Raw genomic sequence first — 20119 nt, forward strand, 5'->3', positions numbered from 1 at the left:
TCTGACGTATCCTCATATATAAGCCCTTATTTTGCAATTGCAAAAGCCTGTTTCGACAGTTTATTGCATACCGCGGTCAGTGCCAGTTTTTTACTCTTACCCTTTGCAACGATCCTGATATAAATTTCCCGACAGGCTTTGTTATGCCTGCTTGCCGCAAAGCTGCACATAAACAAAACTTTCCTCAATCTACCGTTCCCCATTTTATTTATCCTTGGCCTTGAACGTACACCGCTGCCCGATTGCCTTATAATTGGTGTCAAACCCGCATACGAACAGAGCTCTGATGCTAAAGGAAATATTCTATTATTTAAAATACCAGCAATAAATGATAGATGTTAGGAATGTGATTTTAAATTCGAAAAAGAAACTGGCTTCTTTTTTGGAGCCATGTTTGTTTGTTAAGCACTTGCTGCTGCACAAATGATAGCAAGTCTTATTGTATTTTGGGTATTTATTGATTTTTCGCCTTTAAAAGTTTTCTTAATTATTACCGCTACAGCGTTTTTATTAGCCACTATTAATTATAGAATTTCTAGATCTATTTGGATAAATTTATTTTATAAGAATTGACTTTTGAAGCTCATTTTGTTTTGAAATAAGGTAGAGCTGTAATTAAACGATTGCTTCGCTGTTCCTATTCGCAATGACGATATTTCTATAATATATAATGTCATTCCAAAATATCTCTGAGAGTAATTTGTTTGTCATCTTCCAAAACCCAAAAATATTATTTCTCATGTTGCTTTATATATGTTGAAGGAGAGCATTTCATAATTAATTTAAACTTTCTGTTAAAATTAGAAATATTATTAAAACCAGATTCGTAGCATATCTCGTTAATATTATATTTGTTTTCGATCAATAGTTTACAGGCATAACCTATTCTAATTTCTGTTATATATTTAGAAAAGGTTTTACTGTTTACTCTCTTAAAAAACCGGCTAAAAGCAGAGGAATTCATATGTGCTATATCGGCAACACATTGCAGAGTAATTTCCTTCTTAAAGTTCTTAAATATATATGCATAAACTTTATCTAAGGTCTCATTTTTATTTATTCTGAATGAATTGACATATCCTTCACTAGCTAATAACTTATAGTCTTTATGCCTAGACAATTTGTTAAGAATCATTAAAAACTTTATAGATTTATCAAACCCCTCAAGCTCTGACATTTCTTGAATTTCTTCAATTGTTTCTTTGTCAATTTTTAGAAATTTAATCCCAAATTGAGCCCTATTGAAAAGGTCTAAAATATGTGACATTTCTGACGTATGAAAAAAAGTGTTTCCTAAATAGTTTTTTTTGAAATGAACCCCTATATTTCTAGCCAAAAGGCTGGAGTCCTTTTTAAAATATTTTTCATCATTTAACCACATATGTGGCAAGTTTTCTCCAATTAAAATAAGTTCCCCAGGTTCGAATTTTTCTATACTATCACCTATAAAACGGGTGCCCTCACTTTCTAAATTAAGCCCAAGTTCTAGCTCTGGGTGATAATGCCATATTTTTAAAAAATAAGGCATTTTATTAACCTGAGTGCTAAAAGAAGTATTATCTAAACAGCTTCTGTCTATAAAATGAAGTTTCATAAAAAGTTTTTAATAAAAAGCTAATTGCAACTAGAAAAATAGTAAATTGATTTTATATCGAGAGAAAATAAGATAAAAAAAACACTTTAGTTAAAAAAATATCTTTTAAATACTCTGCTTATTCATTTTCATGCAGTTCAAATAGAATAGCGAAAAACATTATAAATTGGCATTTGGGATTGATATATAATCCTTATAAAGCCGCTTTTATATCAATATAGACTTTTTAAATAAACTTCAAACACTTTTTGTTTCTAGTCTTGAATTCTATTTTTTCTTCAAATGGTAAAAATTATTAATGAAATTCAAATATAGATTCAGTATTAGACTATGTATGGTTTTTAAAGTCCGCAATTTTCATAAAATTCAAATAATATAATCTATAGGATTTTATGCTTAATATGTTTAATATACTGTTCACTTTTACTTATAGGGCAAAAAAAGTATCAATAATGGTCAAATTTTTAGAAGAAATGCCTTTTGATAAGTTGTATAATTGTAATACTGCTCATTAAGAGTAGTTAAAGTAAAGTGCGGTAAAAAAGTGAATATAAAATGTGTTGTAAAAAATATAAGTTCCATTAATGAAAAATTGGTATCTGCTTTAAGACAGGGCAATGAATTGGCTATAAAATATTGTTTAATACCTATTATAAATCATTATTGACCATTATCGCAACTTACATAATGTCAACAAAATTTAATGCCATTATGAACAAATGAGAAAATTTGTAACTTACAACTTCCGCTAAATTATTTGTTTATAATAGCCTTCATGTGTGGTTTACAACAATGTAAGAGCATACAAATAACGTTTCTTATAGCACTTAGAGTTATTAAGGGAGGATTAAAACTCTTATTGTAAACGGTTCTAGCAATAATTACTAATTAAAATGGTAATATTTTTTATAAACACTAATAAAATAAATGCCTATGACAAAAAATTAAAACAAATGAAATTAACTCAATAATATTCGATGAGGCAACCAACACTTTCGAGTATTAAATTTTTTTAACTAAACTAAATATTTATACTAAACTATGAAAAAACTCAATCCTAACGGTATTGACTATTGGTCTATTCCTAATTTTAAATTAAAAATCAATTTATTTTTTTTATTTTTTATTTTGTTACTTCAAGTGCAAGCCAACACTTATGTAGAAAATGACAAAATCTCTGAACCAATTCTTAACGAAGAACCCCCGCAATTCCAAGTGTCTGGAACTGTAAAAGATGAATTTGGAGAACCATTACTTGGCGCTACCATTTTGGTTGCTGGAACATCCACAGGAACTACAACAGATTTTGATGGAAATTATACAATTTCAGCTCCTAATGATGGTCAATTAATAATTAGCTACATAGGTTACACAACTCAAACTGTGGCTATTAATAATAGATCTAAAATTGATATTGTATTAGCATCAGATGCCACGAGCCTTGAAGAAACCATTGTTGTTGGTTATGGTACACAGAAAAAAATAACCCTTACAGGTTCTGTTGTTGATGTACAAGGAGAAGAAATAGCAAAGAGTCCTAACGCCAACATTACTGCTTCACTTCAAGGTAGATTACCTGGTTTAGTTGCTGTACAACGTTCTGGTGAGCCTGGTAGAGATGATGCGAATATTTTAATTCGTGGTAATGGAACTACTGGAAATAATTCACCTCTTATTATTATTGATGGTGTTGAGCGTAGTTTAATAGGAAGGCTAAACCCAGATGATATTGAAAGTATTTCTGTTTTAAAAGATGCCTCTGCAGCTATATATGGTGCACGTGGTGGTAATGGTGTTATTTTAGTAACAACTAAAAAGGGAGATATAGGAAAACCACAATTTAGTATTTCATACAATAGTGCGTTTAGTAGTCCAACTCAAATTCCAGATATGATGGATGCGGTTACATACGCTCAAGTTTATAATGAAGGTGCCTATTATAGAGCTGGTAGACCTGCCACTTTTACTCCTTTTTATTCTGATGAGGCTATACAAAAATATAGAGATGGATCAGACCCTATTTTATTTCCAAACACAGATTGGATGGGTGAAATACGCAAAGATTTTTCTCTTCAACAACGTGTTAACATGTCAGTAAATGGTGGATCAGAAGCCGTAAGATATTTATTGTCTTTTGGTACTACTACTCAAGATGGTGATTTTAAATACATGCCTACAGAGTACAAACAATTTAACTTTAGAGCAAAAATTGATGTAAATATTAATGAAAATTTAAGTATTGGAGCTAACATTAGTGGAATTTTTACAAAGAGAAATTACTCAATAGTTAACAATAATACCAATTTTACAAACTCATTACGAGCCAGCCCGTTATTAGTAGCTAGATATCCAAATGGACTGAAAGCACCTGGTAGATTTGGTGAAAGTCCATTGTTACTAGATCAAAGAGGTTATAACAGAACGTATGATGAACCTATTTATTCTTCATTTACAGCTAGTTACAAAGTTCCTTTTGTAAAAGGTTTAAGAGTTGATGCTTCTTACAATTATGATTTAAGTCATGTATGGAATAAAACTTATAATTTACCTTATACATACCATGAGTATAACGTAAACACTCAAGAATATGATTTAAAACAAGGTACTGGTGCTTCAACAGTAGAGCTTAATGAGAGATTTACCAGATATACAACTAAATTATTCAATTATAGAATTACTTATGATAATAATTTTGGAGACCATCACATAGCAGCTATGGTTGGTCAAGAAACACAACAAAATACAGATAATTATATTTCTGCTTATAGAAGAAATTTTATTAGCCCAGCTATTGATCAAATTAATGCAGGAAGTAACGTTCCAGATGATAAAAACAATGGTGGTAATGCAGGAGCATCTGCTCGTAATAACTATTTAGGTCGTTTAAATTATGAATTTCAAGATAAATACTTATTTGAGTTTGCATTCCGTTATGAAGGATCTCAAAATTTTCCACAAGGTAAACGTTACGGCTTCTTCCCTGTTGTTCAAGTTGGATGGGTTTTATCTCAAGAAAAATTCTTTCAAGACGCACTTCCATTTGTTAATACCTTAAAATTGAGAGCTACTCATGGACAAGTTGGTAACGACCGTATAAATCAATATCAATATTTACAATTATTTTCTTTAGGAGGTAATTATACGTTTGGTACCAGTGATTCACCTGGTCTAAACACTGGCACATTACCTAACCCTAATGTAACTTGGGAAGTAAGTACCAAAACAGATTTTGGGTTATCAACTTCACTTTGGAATGGATTATTAGGGTTAGATCTTACTTATTTCATGGAAAAAAGAGAAGATATTTTAACATCTAGAAATCTTTCTATACCGTCCATTTTAGGATTCCCTAATTTACCACCTGAAAATATTGGGAAAGTAGATAATAAAGGGTTCGAAATTATAATAACCCATAAAAACACTATTAAAGATTTAAAATACGATATTTCTGCTAATATGGGTTATGTAAAGAGCAATGTTGTGTTTTTAGACGAGGTACCAAACCCTAATACACCATGGAAAAACGTAGAAGGTCATCCTGTAGGTGCTGGTTTATATTATCAAGCTGATGGTATTTTCAATACTCAAGCAGAATTGGATGCATATCCTCACCAAAATGGTCAACAAGTTGGTGACATAAAAATTATTGATTACAACGGTGATGGCGTAATTAACGCTGATGATCAATTCAGATTTGATAAAAATACCACTCCAGAAATAATATTTGGTATGAATATGAATTTTGAATATAAAAATTTTGACTTAAACCTATTCTTTCAAGGACAAACAAATGCATATCACTATGATGGCGATTTCGCTAATTTCGGAAATGCCGATTTCACTAATGGTTTTGTTGGTAGAGCTGCCGATAGATGGACTGTAAGCAATCCAAACGGCACTATGCCTAGAGCAGATAGTTTTGCACCTGGAAGTAACACATTCTTTTTATTTGACGCCACATTTGTTAGGCTAAAAAGTATGGAAATAGGTTGGACAATTCCAGAAAAATTATTAGCTTCTACTGGTGTTAATAGTCTTCGTTTTTATGCTAGTGGATTCAACCTACTTACTTGGGCTAAAGAAAAGAAATTCTCCGACCCTGAAGGCACATCTGCATTGGCATACCCACAGTTAAGAACTATAAACTTAGGAGTTAATGTTAAATTTTAAAAAAAAAGAAAGAAAATGAAAAAATTAATTTTATTAATTACAGTGATTTGCGCATGTTATTCATGCAGCGATGACATTCTCGACCTTACGCCAATCGATCAGATTAGCGAAGCATCAGTATGGAATGATGCCAAACTTACACAGGCATACCATACTAATTTGTATAATGTTATACAACATGGATACAAAATACATATGCAAATGAAAGCTACAGATGAATCATTTAATAGCATTTCATGGGATATTGGTAATTACTCTAGAGGTAACATCAATCCTGATAATATTACAAGTGTTGCTAATACCCATTGGACTGGTGGTGGAAATGTTTATTTCTGGAACACGGGGTTTAGTTATCTTAGAAAAATCAATCTTTTTCTAGACAAAATGGAGGAAACTAGTCTAGAATTTGGAAATAAAGCACAATTAATTGCTGAAGCAAAATTTTTAAGAGCTTATACTTATTTTCAATTTATTGAAAGATTTGGTGGTGTACCTATTATTACAGAAACTTATAACTTAGGTGATGAGTATAGTTTTGAAAGGAATACTTTTGCTGAATGTGTTGCGTTTATTGAAGCTGATTTAACTGCTGCTATTGCTGATTTACCTGCTAGATATGCATCATCTGATGGTAATTTTGGTAGAGCTACTGGAGATGCTGCGAAAGCATTAAAATCTCGTATGCTTTTATATGCTGCTTCCCCACTATTCAGTCCTACTAAAGATCTTGCAAAATGGCAAAAAGCCGCTGATGCTGCTGAAGCTCTATTAACTAGCGGATATACATTACATGGAGATTATGAGGAACTTTTTAATCAACCAAGTGGATCTGCAAACAATGAGATCATTTTTTCTAAACAATTTTCAGCAACTAATTTCCATCAAGCGCCTATGCATAATTTAGGACGCCGTTATGGTGCGTATGGTGGATGGTGGTCCAGTAATGGCCCATCACAAAACTTAGTTGACGATTATGATATGACTAATGGAGAGCCTCCTTTTATTTATTCAGGTTCTGGTAAAACTTATACTAAAACTATAAATCCTGCTTCTGGTTATGATCCTCAAAATCCTTATGCTAATAGAGATCCTCGTTTAGATGCTTCAGTAATACATGATGAAAGTGAATATCATGGAGATACTTTCGAAATGTGGGTATCACCTAATGGTAGTACTTACGGATTTGATTCCTACAAACAAAGTAGTGATAATCCGCGTTCAAACTATATTATAAGAAAGTTTATGCCAGACGACAATACAGATATTAGTTGGCAAACAAATTATACTAACCCATGGATAATATTCCGTTTAGGTGAAATTTATCTTAACTATGCCGAAGCTAAATTTGAATTAGGTGACGAAGCTACAGCTAGACTTTATCTTTCAAAAGTAAGAGAAAGAACTAGTGTTGATATGCCTGCTATACCTGATAATGTTACTGGTGAAGACCTAAGAAAGAGAATCTATAATGAACGTAGAGTTGAGTTAGCTTTTGAAGAACATAGATTGTGGGATGTTAAAAGATGGAAAATAGCAGAAGATATTGAAAACAGACCAATATACGGTATGGATATTATTAAAGATGGTAATGTTAAAACATATACACCTGTTTTATTGTTAGATAGAACATTTTTACCTGAAATGTATTTATTGCCTATTGAAAGAAGTGAAATTCTTAGAAATGATGGAACTATAACTCAAACACCAGGTTGGGATAATTAAAATTTTAGTTAGTAAATTTAGTTAATTAAAGTGTGTCATTTATTTTATTAAAATGGCACATTTTTTTTATAAACTAAATTTCAGTCAATTATATAACTTATTTGTAATCAATCTTTTATTTTGTTTTATTTTTACATTTTAATAAAGTTTATGCCAATATAATTTTATAAACAAGAATAAATAATTTTAAAAAATCGAGCTTCTAGCTTGGAATTTTTTTATTCTTATTTTAAAACATGACTAAATATGAAATTAAAAAAGATTTTTATTTTTTTACTATTACCTGCATTTTGCATAGGGCAATCTGTAAAAAACCACACCAAGCAACCTGATAAAGTGATTGTTTCCCTAGATGGAGGCGAAATGCACATCACTCCATTATCAGATGGTGCCGTTAGAATTCAATTCGGGAAAGATTTCAAAAATATAAACCATGAAGAACTGGTTTTTACTTCCTCATTAGAAGTGCCTAAATTTAATGTATCAGAAACAGATTCGGAGTTAGAAGTCAGTACTTCAAAAATGAAAGTGGCCATTGATAAAAAAACAGGAGCATTGACTTATAAAGACACTGCTGGTAAAGTTCTTTTAACAGAAAAACCGGGTAGCCGTGTGTTTACTCCGAGCACTGTTCAAGGTCAGCCAACTTATATAGTTGAGCAAGCTTTCGAATCCCCAAAAGATGAATATTTATATGGTACAGGTCAGTTTCAAGACGGGTTTTTAAATATCCGCACATTACCACGACGTTTAACGCAGGTTAATACACAAATTTCCATACCGTTTATCATGTCCAGTAAAGGGTACGGTTTGCTTTGGCATAACTATGGATTGACCGATTTTAATCCAGCAGACCAAGTTATTGAATTAAAACCAGCAGGAACGGATGGGGAAGCCATTTCGGTTGACGTAACAACCACCGAAGGTACCAGACGTGAAAGACGGCAGGAAGGACTATTTACAGGAACATTTACGGTCAAGGAATCAGGGAAATATGCGCTTTTATTAGATGTTGGTCAAAAAATGGCAAGACGATGGCAAGTGGCCATTGATGGTAAAGATATCATAGATTTTAGAAATCCCTGGTTGCCACCTACCACCAGTGAGTTTATTGAATTGGAAGCTGGAGAGCATAAAATTCTTGTAACAGGTGAGCGCAACGACAAACCTGTTGTTTACTACAGAAAAGTGGAAGATGAAACCGTATTTCGTTCACCAGTTGCCAATGTTTTAGATTATGTGGTGTTTTCTGGTAATGCCGATGCCGTGATTTCAAATTACCGTAATTTGACTGGGCAAGCACCATTAATGCCCATTTGGTCTTTGGGTTACATCCATTGTCGTGAGCGTTTTAATACCCAAGATGAATTATTGGAAAATGCGCGCGAATTTAGAAAGCGCAAACTTCCTATCGACATGATTGTTCAAGATTGGCAATACTGGGGCAAATACGGTTGGAATGCCATGAAATTTGATGAAAGTAATTATCCAGATCCTGCAAAAATGGTGCAGGAATTGCACGATATGGATATGCGTTTAATGGTATCTGTATGGTCTAAAATAGATCCAGTATCAGAGCTTGGGAAAGAATTTACGGAAAAAGGGTTTTACATACCAGAAACACAATGGGTTGATTTTTTTGATCAAAAAGCAGCCGATTTCTATTGGCAAAATTTCAGCAATAAACTTTTAAAGCTCGGAATTGATGGTTGGTGGCAAGATGCTACAGAACCTGAAAATGATGATCTTCAAGGTAGAATGGTTAATAATGGTACTATGCCCGGTGAGGTTGTGCGAAATGTGTACCCCATGTATGTTACAAAAACCATTTATGATGGGGTGCGTAAAGATGCGCCTGATGAACGCGTTTTTATTCTTACCAGAAGCGGATTCTCGGGTCAGCAACGCTATTCCACAGCAGTTTGGAGCGGTGATGTTGGTCATGATTGGGAAACTTTAAAACGACAAATTACAGGTGGACTGAATATGTCTATTACTGGTATGCCTTGGTGGACCTTTGATGCGGGCGGTTTCTTCCGTCCTGGAGGCGGCCAATATGAAAGTGCCGAATATCAAGAGCGTTTTTTAAGATGGTTTCAATTTGCAACATTCGCTCCCTTGCAAAGAGTCCATGGCTATCAAACCAATACCGAGTTTTGGCGTTATGGCGAAAAAATGGAAAAAGAAGCCTTGAATTATTTAAACCTACGTTATCGTTTACTGCCTTACATTTATTCTCAAGCGGCAGATATTACGTTTAATAATGGTACAATCATGCGCCCCTTGGTCATGGATTTTGCCAACGATGAGATGGCTTTAAAACAGAATTACGAGTATATGTTTGGACCATCATTTTTAGTAGCTCCGGTTACTGATGAAGGCGTTACCGAGTTAGATGTGTATTTGCCTAAAGATACCAAGTGGTTCGATTTTTGGACAGGGAAACAGTTTGATGGCGGACAAACCGTTAAAGCTGATGCAGCTATCTCTAAAATACCACTCTTTGTAAAAGCAGGCTCTATAGTTCCTATGGGCGATTTCATGCAAAGTACTGAGGATAAGCCCTCTGGTGTTACTGAAATAAGAGTATATGAAGGTGCCGATGGACAGTTCACTTTATATGAAGATGAAGGTACTAACTATAATTATGAAACAGGCGCTTTTTCTAATATTATATTTAATTGGGATAATAAAAAACAAACACTAAATATTGATAAAAGAGAAGGCTCGTTTGAAGGCATGCTTAAAAATAGAACCTTTAATATTGTGTTTGTAAAAGAGAACAGTGAGATAGGCATTGATAAAGCAATACCTACAAAAACAGTAACTTATAATGGGAAAAAAGTAGTGATTAAAAAGTAATTCCTTATTTTAAATATATATAAATCCTGAGCTATAAACTCAGGATTTTTTTAAAGATATTACTCTATTACATTGCTTAAATTTTTTCTAAATTCACGGAAGTGTTCAGGTGTAATTCAATATGATATCCTAGAAGTTATTATATTTATGCAAATTAAAATTTGTTTTAATGATTACACCACTTTAAATTTCGGTTGTTCATGGATATTCGATTTATGAAATCAAGCCTTTTTATAATATTTAGCTTATTGCTTGTTATAGTTTCGCCTGCTGTCTGTCAGCAAAAAAACAAAGCAATATTAAGCGAAACATTAAAACCACGAATCGTAGTATTAACCGATATTGCTCCCAATGATATTGAACCCGATGATATGGAGTCTAGCATCCGGTTGCTAGCCCATGTAGACCAATTTGAGGTTGAAGCGCTTATTGCTACAACAGGTTGGAGCAATACTGGCGGGAAAGAACGTATTGATCTTATTTACGATGCGTTGAATGCTTATGAAAAAGATTTGCCCAATTTGAAAAGACGATCCAATCAGGAAAAATTTGCTGACGATGAATCAAAGCAGAAAATTGGTTACTGGCCTACCGCTGATTATTTGCGATCACGAACCATGCTCGGTAGTACAAAAATGGGAATGAAGTTCATTGGTGAAGACAACAATTCAAAAGGAAGTGATTTTATTATTGATTTAGCTAGTGAAAATGACAATCGCCCTATTTGGATTACCGTTTGGGGTGGTAGCAACACCTTTGCCCAAGCCATCTGGCGTGTACAAAAAGAGCGAACACCTGAAGAGCTAAAGACTTTTTTGAATAAATTCCGTGTTTATACCATTACCGATCAGGACAGACCATGGTCGCAGGGAGATACCATTTCATATGCCAAAAGCTCCCATCAATGGATGAGGAAATTTGAAAAAGACCTTATGTTTTTTTGGGATGAATCCGCTTGGAAGCATCAAAACGAAATTGGCAAGAGTAATTGGGATCATTATGCGCTTCACATTCAAAACCATGGCAATCTTGGCGCATTATATCCCAAATATAAATGGGGTGTTGAAGGCGATACTCCTGCTTTTATGCATGTGATGCCAATAGGATTATCGAATCCAGATGTACCAACACAAGTTAGTTGGAGTGGCTATTTTGAATTTGGCGTAAGTCGAGATACCTTAACGCAATCTTATACCAATTATACAGGAAAGCCCTATGAAATCAGTACAGATTATTTCAAATATTTTTATCCCGCTATTTTTAACAATTTTGCCGCCCGTATGGACTGGGCCAAAGATGGAAAGGGAAATCGAAACCCAATAATAATTGTTAATAACGATAAAAGTATCGCTCCCATCGATATTAAAAAGAAAGCTGGCAAGGAAATTATGCTGGATGCTTCAAAATCATTTGATATGGAGAAAGACCAACTTAGTTTTAAATGGTGGATCATTCCAGAAGCTGGAACTTATAAGAAGGAAATCAATATTGATAATGCCAATACAAACAAGGCTAGTATTAAATTGCCTCTGGATTCCGCTGGAAAAAATTTCCATATAATTTGTGAAGTGGCGGATAACGGCATGCCAGAATTAACAAGTTATAGACGCATTATTATTGATTCAAAATAAATTTATCAAAGCTCATAAGAAAGTATTTGTTGATTTAGTATTAACCAAAAGCCAGCCTTTAAAAATCGGTTTTTTTATAAAATCATAAAAACACCGCACTTAGAATTAATTTGTTAAAAAAAGTCAAAAAAAATAGTTATTAATTTTTAAGTGTAAAAAAAACACTATTTTGGTATGTTGTTTAAGTTACCGACCTCTTAAATATAATGTAATAGGTATGGTTTTAAACAACAAAAAACCAAACTCAACTTAATTAAACTAACAATGCAAAACAAAAAAATTTGGCTTAAGCTAGCCATTGTAATGTCCTTTGGGATTTTAATTAGCTCCTGTAAAAGTAAGTCATCTGAAACTGTAGATGATATGCCTAAAAGAATGGAGATCCTTTTTTTAGGACATAAGAATAACTCCAACCACGATTCCCATAAATTGGCGGGTATTTTATCCAGGGAATATTTCAGGAGCGGTATCAATATTTCCTTTACCGATAATCCAGACGATTTAAACAAAGAGAATTTAGATCATTATGCAGGGTTGATTGTGTATGCCAATCACGATACCATTTCCGATTCTCAGGCAGATGCCCTTCTCAATTATGTTAAAAGTGGCAAAGGCTTAATAGCCTTGCATTCGGCGTCCTTTTGTTTTAGAAATAATGATGAGGTTGTGGAAATGATTGGTGGCCAGTTTAAAAGCCATAAGTTTGATACGATTCAGAATGTGATTTTAAAACCAGATCACGAGGTGATGAATGGTATTACAGACTTTAAAACCGTGGATGAAACTTATGTACACGATAAAATTTCACCTAACATTGAAGTTTTGGGCGAACGTGTAGAAGGCGACCACCATGAGCCATATACATGGGTAAGACCATATGGAGAAGGACGTGTATTCTATACGGCTTTTGGTCATGATACGAGAACATTCACAAACCAAGGATTTTTAGACTTGGTTAAGAATGGTTTAATGTGGGCAGTAGGAGACAAGGCCAAAGCAAATCTTGAAAAGGTTTTTATTGCACAACCCAAATATGTTGATGGATTAGTCCCTAATTACGAGAAGAGAGATCCAGCACCTAGGGTTCAAGAACCTTTAACGCCGGAAGAATCCATGTCTTTAATGCAAGTGCCTGTTGGATTTGAGTTGAAATTATTTGCCTCTGAACCTATGATTTTCAACCCTATGTATATGAACTGGGATGAAAAAGGAAGGCTTTGGGTTATTGAAACGGTAGATTATCCGAATGAAGTAAAAGAAGATGAATTGGGAGACGACCGAATCAAAATATTAGAAGATACCGATGGTGATGGAAAAGCAGATAAAGTAACCACGTTTGCTGAAAAGCTAAATATCCCGACCAGTTTTGTATTTTCTAATGGTGGTATTATTGTGAGTCAGTCGCCATCATTCTTATTTTTAAAAGATACTAATGGCGATGATGTTGCCGATGTAAGGGAAGATATTTTACCTGGTTGGGGTAAAAATGATACCCATGCACAATCTTCAAACTTACGCTATGGGTTAGATAATGATATTTGGGGCATGGTTGGATATTCTAGATTTAATGGGGTTTCAAAACAGGGAGGAAACGATTCCCTTTCATTTGGTAACGCCATGTATAAATTTGATCCGAATACACGAGATATAGAACATTTAGGCAATGCATCCAACAATACTTGGGGGCTTGGTTTCTCAGAAGAATTTGATGTATTTATATCAACAGCAAATAATACGCATTCCGCATTTTTCGGATTGCCTAAACGCTATTTTGAAAAAGCTGGTCTGGATGAAAATGGCATTCTTAAGTTAGACTCCCATTACGATATGCGTTATGCCATTAAAAACCTGCGTCAAGTAGATGTTATGGAAGGTTTTACGGCAGCAGCTGGACACAGTTTATATACGGCCAGGGAATTTCCTAAATCGTATTGGAATAGTGTGGCGTTTGTTACCGAACCAACAGGTAGATTGGTACATAAAGTGAATTTAAAACAAGAAGGTGCTGGCTTTATTGAAGACGGCGATGGTTGGAATTTGTTGACGAGCGGTGATGAATGGGCTAGTCCGATACAAGCGGAAGTGGGTCCAGATGGTGCCGTATGGATAGCAGATTGGTATAATTTCATTATTCAACACAACCCAACACCATCAGCTGGTTCTGCAGGAGTAGATGCCTATAATGGTTATGGAAATGCGTATGTCAATCCGCTTAGAGATCGTTCACGCGGACGTATCTACAGAGTCATATATAAAGGACACGATAAAAAAAGTACCCTGACCTTAAGTAAAGATGATAAAGCAGGTCTTATTAAGGCCATTTCTAACAACAACATGCTTTGGAGAACTCATGCACAACGATTATTGGTTGAAAACAAAGATACCTCGGTGTTTCCTGAATTATATAAGGTGGTACAGAGTGAATCTGTTGACGAAATAGGAATCAACGCACCAGCAATACACGCCTTATGGACACTTCATGGGTTGGGAGCATTTGATGGTTCTAATGATGAAGCTTTCAAGGTGGCTACCAAAGCATTATCACATCCTTCAGCAGGTGTTAGAAGAGCTGCCGTACAAGTATTGCCAAAAACAGCACCATCTTTTGATGCTATGGATGCTGCAGGTCTTTTTGATGACACCGATTTTAGGGTACGGTTAGCGGCTGTTTTAGCAACGACCGAAATGCCTGAATCTGATGGCATCGGACGTGCGCTTGTGAATATGGCAGAGAAACCAGAAAACTTTGCTGATATGTGGTTAAAACATGCATTGACGATTTCAAGTAAGCTCAATGAACGCGGCTTTAGAGCAGAGTTTTCAAAAAGAGGATTGAATTTGAATCCGTCGTTAATGGAAGCGTCTTTGGCTCAAAAACTAGCATTTGGATCGCGTTTAAATGTGCTTCCTTTACGAAGAATGTTTAGACAAGCCGTACCATTGACTCCAGAAGTTGGTAATAATGAATGGATTGTTTCTGGCGATGTAGAATTAAGGCAAAGAGATGATGAACCAGCAGGATATGCGGGCGTTATTATGGTTCAAGGGAATCGTAGGGACGGTTACGGACTTTATTTTATGGAGAACCAATTGAATTTTGTAATTAACCAAAATGGGAAAGCTTACAAAGTAATCACTACAGAACCATTACCAAATAAGTTCTCTTTTACAGCAGGTTTACAAGAAGATGGTACCATGAAACTGACCATAAACGGCAAAGCGGCAGGTTCTGCTAAAACAGCTGGTTTATTTAAGAAGAATCTTGATTTAGGACTTAGAGTTGGTTTTGAAAGAAGCCTTGGTGCTGATAAAGTTGCCAATTATCCGGATAATTATTTCTCAAGATCCACTGCTTTTGAAAATGGTAAACTTGAAATTCTTGACAAATCCGCAGGAACAGAGGTCGTTGAAAATGTCGATCAGGTGATTGTGTTGAATACACTAAAAGATGTGATGAAGTACGATAAGGAATTGATAACTGCCAAGGCAGGGACTACCATTCAAATCGTACTTAACAATCCAGATTTCATGCAGCACAATTTATTGCTTCTTAAGCCAGGCACAATGGAACTTGTTGGTGCGGCGGCAGATAAATTAGCTAGCGATCCAAACGGACAGAATATGAATTATGTACCGGTCATGCCAGAAGTATTGGCTTCTACGCCATTAATCAATACAGGCGGTAGTTATACGGTTACAATTAAGCTGCCCAATATACCTGGAGATTATCCATATATATGTACATTCCCAGGCCACTGGCGAATCATGAAAGGTATTTTACGAGTAAACTAAACTAAAAACTAAATAAGATTACTAACCAATTTATTTTATTTTATGGATAATCAAACGAATTCTGCGCCTGATAGATTGTTGTTCTTAACATGCTTTATAGCGATTGTAACAACGGCTTTTGGATTTATACTTCGGGCAATAGTGTTGCCAGAATGGGGTGTTCAATTTAATCTTACCCAAACACAACTGGGAGAAATCTCAGGTGTTGGTTTGTGGCCATTTGCCATTAGTATTGTCCTTTTCAGTCTGGTGGTTGACAAAATTGGCTATAAAACCTCTTTGGGCTTTGCCTTTATTTGTCATGTAACTTCCGTTATTTTAACGGTTACCGCTGACGGATATAGCACGCTATATCTTGCCACGTTTATTGGTGCTATAGGAAATGGAGTTGTAGAAGCTGTTGCAAATCCTGTCGTGGCAACCATGTTTTCAAAAGATAAAACAAAATGGTTAAACATGCTTCATGCAGGTTGGCCAGGCGGATTGGTACTTGGTGGTATCATTGCCTTGTTAATGGGAACCGATGTACCATGGGAGTATAAAATAGCCTTAACATTAATACCAACCTTGGTGTATGGTATCATGATGCTGCGTAGAAAATTCCCTTTAAACGAACGCGTACAGGCTGGTGTATCTTACAAGGAAATGTTACAGGAAGTTGGTGCGGTTGGCGCCTTGGTAATTGTTGCCATTATTGTATTTCAATTAGGTGAGGTATTTGGATGGGCAATTTGGTTAAACGTGGCCGTTATTATGTTAATAACCTTATTGTTTGGCTTATATACCAAGAGTTTCGGACAACCACTATTTGTGATTCTTTTGGTCATTATGATACCACTTGCTGTTACAGAGTTGGGTACAGATAGTTGGATTACGGATTTAATGACACCGGCAATGACCCAAATAGGACTTCAGGCAGGGTGGATTCTCGTGTATACATCCGCGATTATGTTTGTGTTACGATTATTTGCTGGTTCCATCATTCATAGAGTTTCACCACTTGGGTTGTTGGCCATTTGTTCGTTAGTAGCTGCTGTGGGATTATTTTTCTTATCCTATTCTGTTGGAGTCATGATATTGGTAGCGGCAACCATTTACGGATTTGGTAAAGCGTTTTTCTGGCCTACCATGCTTGGGGTGGTGGCAGAACGATTTCCTAAAGGAGGTGCCCTTACGCTAAATATTATTGGCGGCTTGGGTATGATAGCAGCAGGCGTTATTGGTGCTGGTGTTATAGGATTTGTACAAGATAGTTCTATTGAAAAAGGTATCCGGGACTATGATATGAAGCAAAATACCGAGTTAAGTCAGAACTACATTACTGAAGAAAAAACCAGTATTTTTGGAGATTACAGAGCCTTAGATCAAATAAAATTCGAGAATGCCTCTGAGACAGAAGTTGCGACGATCATAGAGATTCAGCATGAATCTAAAAAAGAGGCGTTACGATACATTGTTATATTTCCTATTTTAATGTTTATAAGTTATATGGCGCTCATCTTTTATTTTAGAAGTAAAGGCGGTTACGCCGCTGTGGCACTAACAAAACAAACCGATTAAAAAGAAAGGAAACTAAATGGCGTTGAATATAAAATATGGCGTAAGCACGTGGTTGTGGGCATCCCCATTTACAACCGAAACCATTCAGGAGCTTTTTCCAAAAATAGCCCAATTTGGGTTTGATGTGGTGGAAATAGCAGTGGAAGACCCTACGCTCATTGATGTAAAAAAAGTAAAGACCGCTTTAAACGATTATGGTTTAGAGACAGTCATTTGTGGGGCGTTTGGAAATTCAAGGGATTTAACTAACGAATCAAAACAGGTTCAGCAAAACGGACTTTCATACATAGAATCCTGTTTGGACATCTGTGCTGAATTAGGGGTTTCTTTTTTTGCAGGGCCTATGTATTCGGCTGTTGGTAAAGCAAGAATGCTTAGTCCAGATCAAAGAAAGGCTGAATGGGATTTGGCGGTAAAGAATTTGCGGACTGTTTCTGAAATGGCTGGAGCACGGAAACTTAATATAGCCTTGGAACCTTTAAATAGGTTTGAATCAGATTTGGTTAATACCACAGACGATGCGCTCCGGATGGTAAAGGACATCAATCATCCTGCGGCTAAAGTAATGATTGACAGTTTTCACATGAGTATTGAAGAACGCGATGTAGAAAGTGCCATTAAAGCAGCTGGAGACCAATTGATCCATGTTCAGGTTTCCGAAAATTACAGAGGGACTCCGGGAAGCGGACAAACGCCATGGGATGCCTACAAAAAGGGACTTGAAGCGATTGGCTATAAAGGTGTAGTTTCTATTGAAAGTTTCACCACAAAAAATGTAGAATTGGCTGGAGCCGTTTGTTTTTGGACGCCTAAAGCGGATACGCAGGACGATTTTGCAAAAGACGGGCTTAAGTTCTTAAAGAAATGGGCGGCCGAATAATAAATACATGTATTAAAAATATTTAAAATTATGAGTAAAAAAATAAATGTGGCCATAGTAGGTCTAGGCTTTGGAGCCGAATTTATCCCCATCTATCAAAAGCATCCCAATGCTGTATTGTATGCTATTTGCCAGCGTAACGAGAAAAAAATGAACGACATCGGGGATGAGTTTGGTATCGACGTGCGTTACACAGATTATGACGAGTTATTAAAAGACCCGAATATAGACGCTGTACATATCAATACGCCCATTCCCAATCATGGCGAGCAATCCATTAAAGCCTTAAAAGCAGGGAAACATGTGGCTTGTACGGTACCCATGGCAACGACGGTAGACGAATGCAGACAAATAGTCGAGTTGGTAAAGTCAACAGGATTAACCTATATGATGATGGAAACGGTGGTATATGCTCGTGAGTTTCTGTTTATGAAAGAACTTTACGATAAAGGCGAATTAGGTAAAATCCAATATTTAAAAGCGAGTCACCAACAGGATATGGACGGTTGGCCTAATTATTGGCCCGGATTGCCGCCTATGCATTATGCAACCCATTGTGTCGGCCCCGTATTAGCATTAACAAAGGCAGAGGCAGAATATGTATCTTGCTTCGGTTCTGGAACGATTAGAGAAGAGCTTATTCCTTTATATAATTCGCCATTTGCTGTAGAAAGTACCCATATTAAATTCCGTAACTCCGATGTAAGTGCCCATGTGTACCGATCCCTTTTTGATGTGGCACGCCAGTATAGGGAAAGCTTTGAAGTATATGGTTCTAAGAAATCGGTGGAATGGCCGCTTATAGAAGGACATCCATTAGTGGTGCATACCGCTAAAAAACCAGAGCCTGAGATTCCACAAGAGGTAGAATCGCCAGATTACGCCCATTATTTACCTGAGGAAATCCAACGTTTTACAACAAAAGGGGTTTATGATACGGACGATAAGCAGCATTTGTCTTTCACGCAAGGCGCAGGACATGGTGGTTCACATCCGCATTTGGTACATGAGTTTGTAAATGCGCTTGTAAAAGGCACAGAACCTTATCCAAATGCAAAACAGTCTGCCAACATGACTTGTGTTGGGATTTTGGCTCATGAGTCAGCTTTGCAAGGTGGTAAACAAATGAACTTGCCTGACTTTACATTTGGTGATAAATAAGGCACTTAACTATTTAAAATAAGATAAATAATCCTGAGTGTAATAATTCGGGATTTTTTTTGTGTCATTGCGAGGCACGAAGCAATCTCATGAAGAGGAACTAAAATTAAACAGATTGCTTCTCACGATAGAAATTTTCATTTCCAGCCTATAGTTTTTATTCGAAGAAAATACCTCGAGGCTCTGCCTCGGGGACAATAGAGGAAAAGTTTGAAAAACGGATGGTTTTTCATAACACTTTGAAAAAGTGTAGTTTTGAACTATGGATGATCATATTTTAAAAAGACATAACAAAACATTACTTCTGTATCATTTAGTTTTTCCTGTAAAATATAGGAATTCAGTTATTACAGAGGAAGTTGGATTTGGTTTGAAAGAAATATGTATTGATTTGTCACAACGCTATGAAATACATTTTGTGGAAGTTGGTTATGAAGAAAACCATGTTCATTTTTTAATACAAAGTGTTCCCAGTTTGTCGGTGAGTGAAATTTGTATGAAAGTAAAGAGTATCACGGCGAAAGAAATTTTCAGACGATTTCCTGAAGTGAAGACAAAGCTTTGGGGAGGAAACTTTTGGACAAGTGGTTACTATGCAAACACAGTAGGTCAATACGGGAACAAAGATGTTATCAAAAAATATATTGAAAATCAAGGTAAAGAAATAAAATATCAAAAGGTATATGAAGCTCAGCTTACACTTTTTGATTTCTAATACTTCGGGGCTCTGCCCCGGGGTAGTTTATT

10 protein-coding genes and 1 pseudogene are annotated in these 20119 nt (G+C 35.6%); 9 read left to right on the forward strand and 2 right to left on the reverse strand.

All coding sequences use genetic code 11. From position 1 onward, the window contains the following. Positions 1-26 precede the first annotated feature (26 nt). A pseudogene (locus tag CSW08_RS07285) lies at positions 27-299 on the reverse strand (transposase); the annotation flags it as partial. 431 nt (positions 300-730) lie between these two features. Next, a complete protein-coding gene (locus CSW08_RS07290) occupies positions 731-1594 on the reverse strand; it encodes an AraC family transcriptional regulator (RefSeq protein WP_106659255.1) in 864 nt (287 codons plus the stop codon). A 1041-nt stretch (positions 1595-2635) separates the two neighbouring features. On the opposite strand from CSW08_RS07290, the gene CSW08_RS07295 reads away from it, so the two are divergent. From CSW08_RS07295 to tnpA, 9 genes are all read left to right on the forward strand, one after another. Continuing rightward, the gene (locus tag CSW08_RS07295; RefSeq protein WP_106659256.1) at positions 2636-5764 is read left to right on the forward strand and encodes a SusC/RagA family TonB-linked outer membrane protein; all 3129 of its coding nucleotides are present in this window, start codon (positions 2636-2638) and stop codon (positions 5762-5764) included. A 15-nt stretch (positions 5765-5779) separates the two neighbouring features. After that, positions 5780-7486, forward strand: a complete 1707-nt coding sequence (locus CSW08_RS07300) for a RagB/SusD family nutrient uptake outer membrane protein (protein ID WP_106659257.1) — start codon at positions 5780-5782, stop codon at positions 7484-7486. Between the two features lie 246 nt (positions 7487-7732). After that, on the forward strand, positions 7733-10348 hold the full coding sequence (locus CSW08_RS07305) for a glycoside hydrolase family 31 protein (protein ID WP_106659258.1): 2616 nt from the start codon (positions 7733-7735) through the stop codon (positions 10346-10348). 215 nt (positions 10349-10563) lie between these two features. Further along, the gene (locus CSW08_RS07310) at positions 10564-11979 is read left to right on the forward strand and encodes a DUF1593 domain-containing protein (protein WP_106659259.1); all 1416 of its coding nucleotides are present in this window, start codon (positions 10564-10566) and stop codon (positions 11977-11979) included. Positions 11980-12243: 264 nt separating this feature from the next. Further along, entirely contained in the window at positions 12244-15771 is a 3528-nt protein-coding gene (locus CSW08_RS07315) for a PVC-type heme-binding CxxCH protein (protein WP_106659260.1), read from the forward strand. 42 nt (positions 15772-15813) lie between these two features. Further along, positions 15814-17331, forward strand: coding sequence for an MFS transporter (locus tag CSW08_RS07320; protein WP_106659261.1), 1518 nt, complete (start codon positions 15814-15816; stop codon positions 17329-17331). 16 nt (positions 17332-17347) lie between these two features. Further along, positions 17348-18211 carry a sugar phosphate isomerase/epimerase family protein gene (locus CSW08_RS07325; RefSeq protein ID WP_106659262.1) on the forward strand — a complete coding sequence of 288 codons (864 nt, stop codon included), beginning with the start codon at positions 17348-17350 and terminating at the stop codon, positions 18209-18211. A gap of 30 nt (positions 18212-18241) precedes the next feature. Continuing rightward, a complete protein-coding gene (locus CSW08_RS07330; protein ID WP_106659263.1) occupies positions 18242-19372 on the forward strand; it encodes a Gfo/Idh/MocA family oxidoreductase in 1131 nt (376 codons plus the stop codon). A gap of 262 nt (positions 19373-19634) precedes the next feature. Next, on the forward strand, positions 19635-20087 hold the full coding sequence (tnpA, locus tag CSW08_RS07335; protein WP_106658059.1) for an IS200/IS605 family transposase: 453 nt from the start codon (positions 19635-19637) through the stop codon (positions 20085-20087). Positions 20088-20119: the final 32 nt, after the last annotated feature.

The sequence above is a fragment of the Confluentibacter flavum genome (genome assembly GCF_002843175.1).
Classification (GTDB): Bacteria; Bacteroidota; Bacteroidia; order Flavobacteriales; family Flavobacteriaceae; genus Confluentibacter; species Confluentibacter flavum.

Excerpts from the sequence above, each read along its gene's own strand:
- CSW08_RS07290 (WP_106659255.1), bottom strand. The coding sequence starts at position 1,594 with ATGAAACTTCATTTTATAGACAGAAGCTGTTTAGATAATACTTCTTTT.
- CSW08_RS07295 (WP_106659256.1), top strand. The coding sequence starts at position 2,636 with ATGAAAAAACTCAATCCTAACGGTATTGACTATTGGTCTATTCCTAAT.
- CSW08_RS07300 (WP_106659257.1), top strand. The coding sequence starts at position 5,780 with ATGAAAAAATTAATTTTATTAATTACAGTGATTTGCGCATGTTATTCA.
- CSW08_RS07305 (WP_106659258.1), top strand. The coding sequence starts at position 7,733 with ATGAAATTAAAAAAGATTTTTATTTTTTTACTATTACCTGCATTTTGC.
- CSW08_RS07310 (WP_106659259.1), top strand. The coding sequence starts at position 10,564 with ATGAAATCAAGCCTTTTTATAATATTTAGCTTATTGCTTGTTATAGTT.
- CSW08_RS07315 (WP_106659260.1), top strand. The coding sequence starts at position 12,244 with ATGCAAAACAAAAAAATTTGGCTTAAGCTAGCCATTGTAATGTCCTTT.
- CSW08_RS07320 (WP_106659261.1), top strand. The coding sequence starts at position 15,814 with ATGGATAATCAAACGAATTCTGCGCCTGATAGATTGTTGTTCTTAACA.
- CSW08_RS07325 (WP_106659262.1), top strand. The coding sequence starts at position 17,348 with ATGGCGTTGAATATAAAATATGGCGTAAGCACGTGGTTGTGGGCATCC.
- CSW08_RS07330 (WP_106659263.1), top strand. The coding sequence starts at position 18,242 with ATGAGTAAAAAAATAAATGTGGCCATAGTAGGTCTAGGCTTTGGAGCC.
- tnpA (WP_106658059.1), top strand. The coding sequence starts at position 19,635 with ATGGATGATCATATTTTAAAAAGACATAACAAAACATTACTTCTGTAT.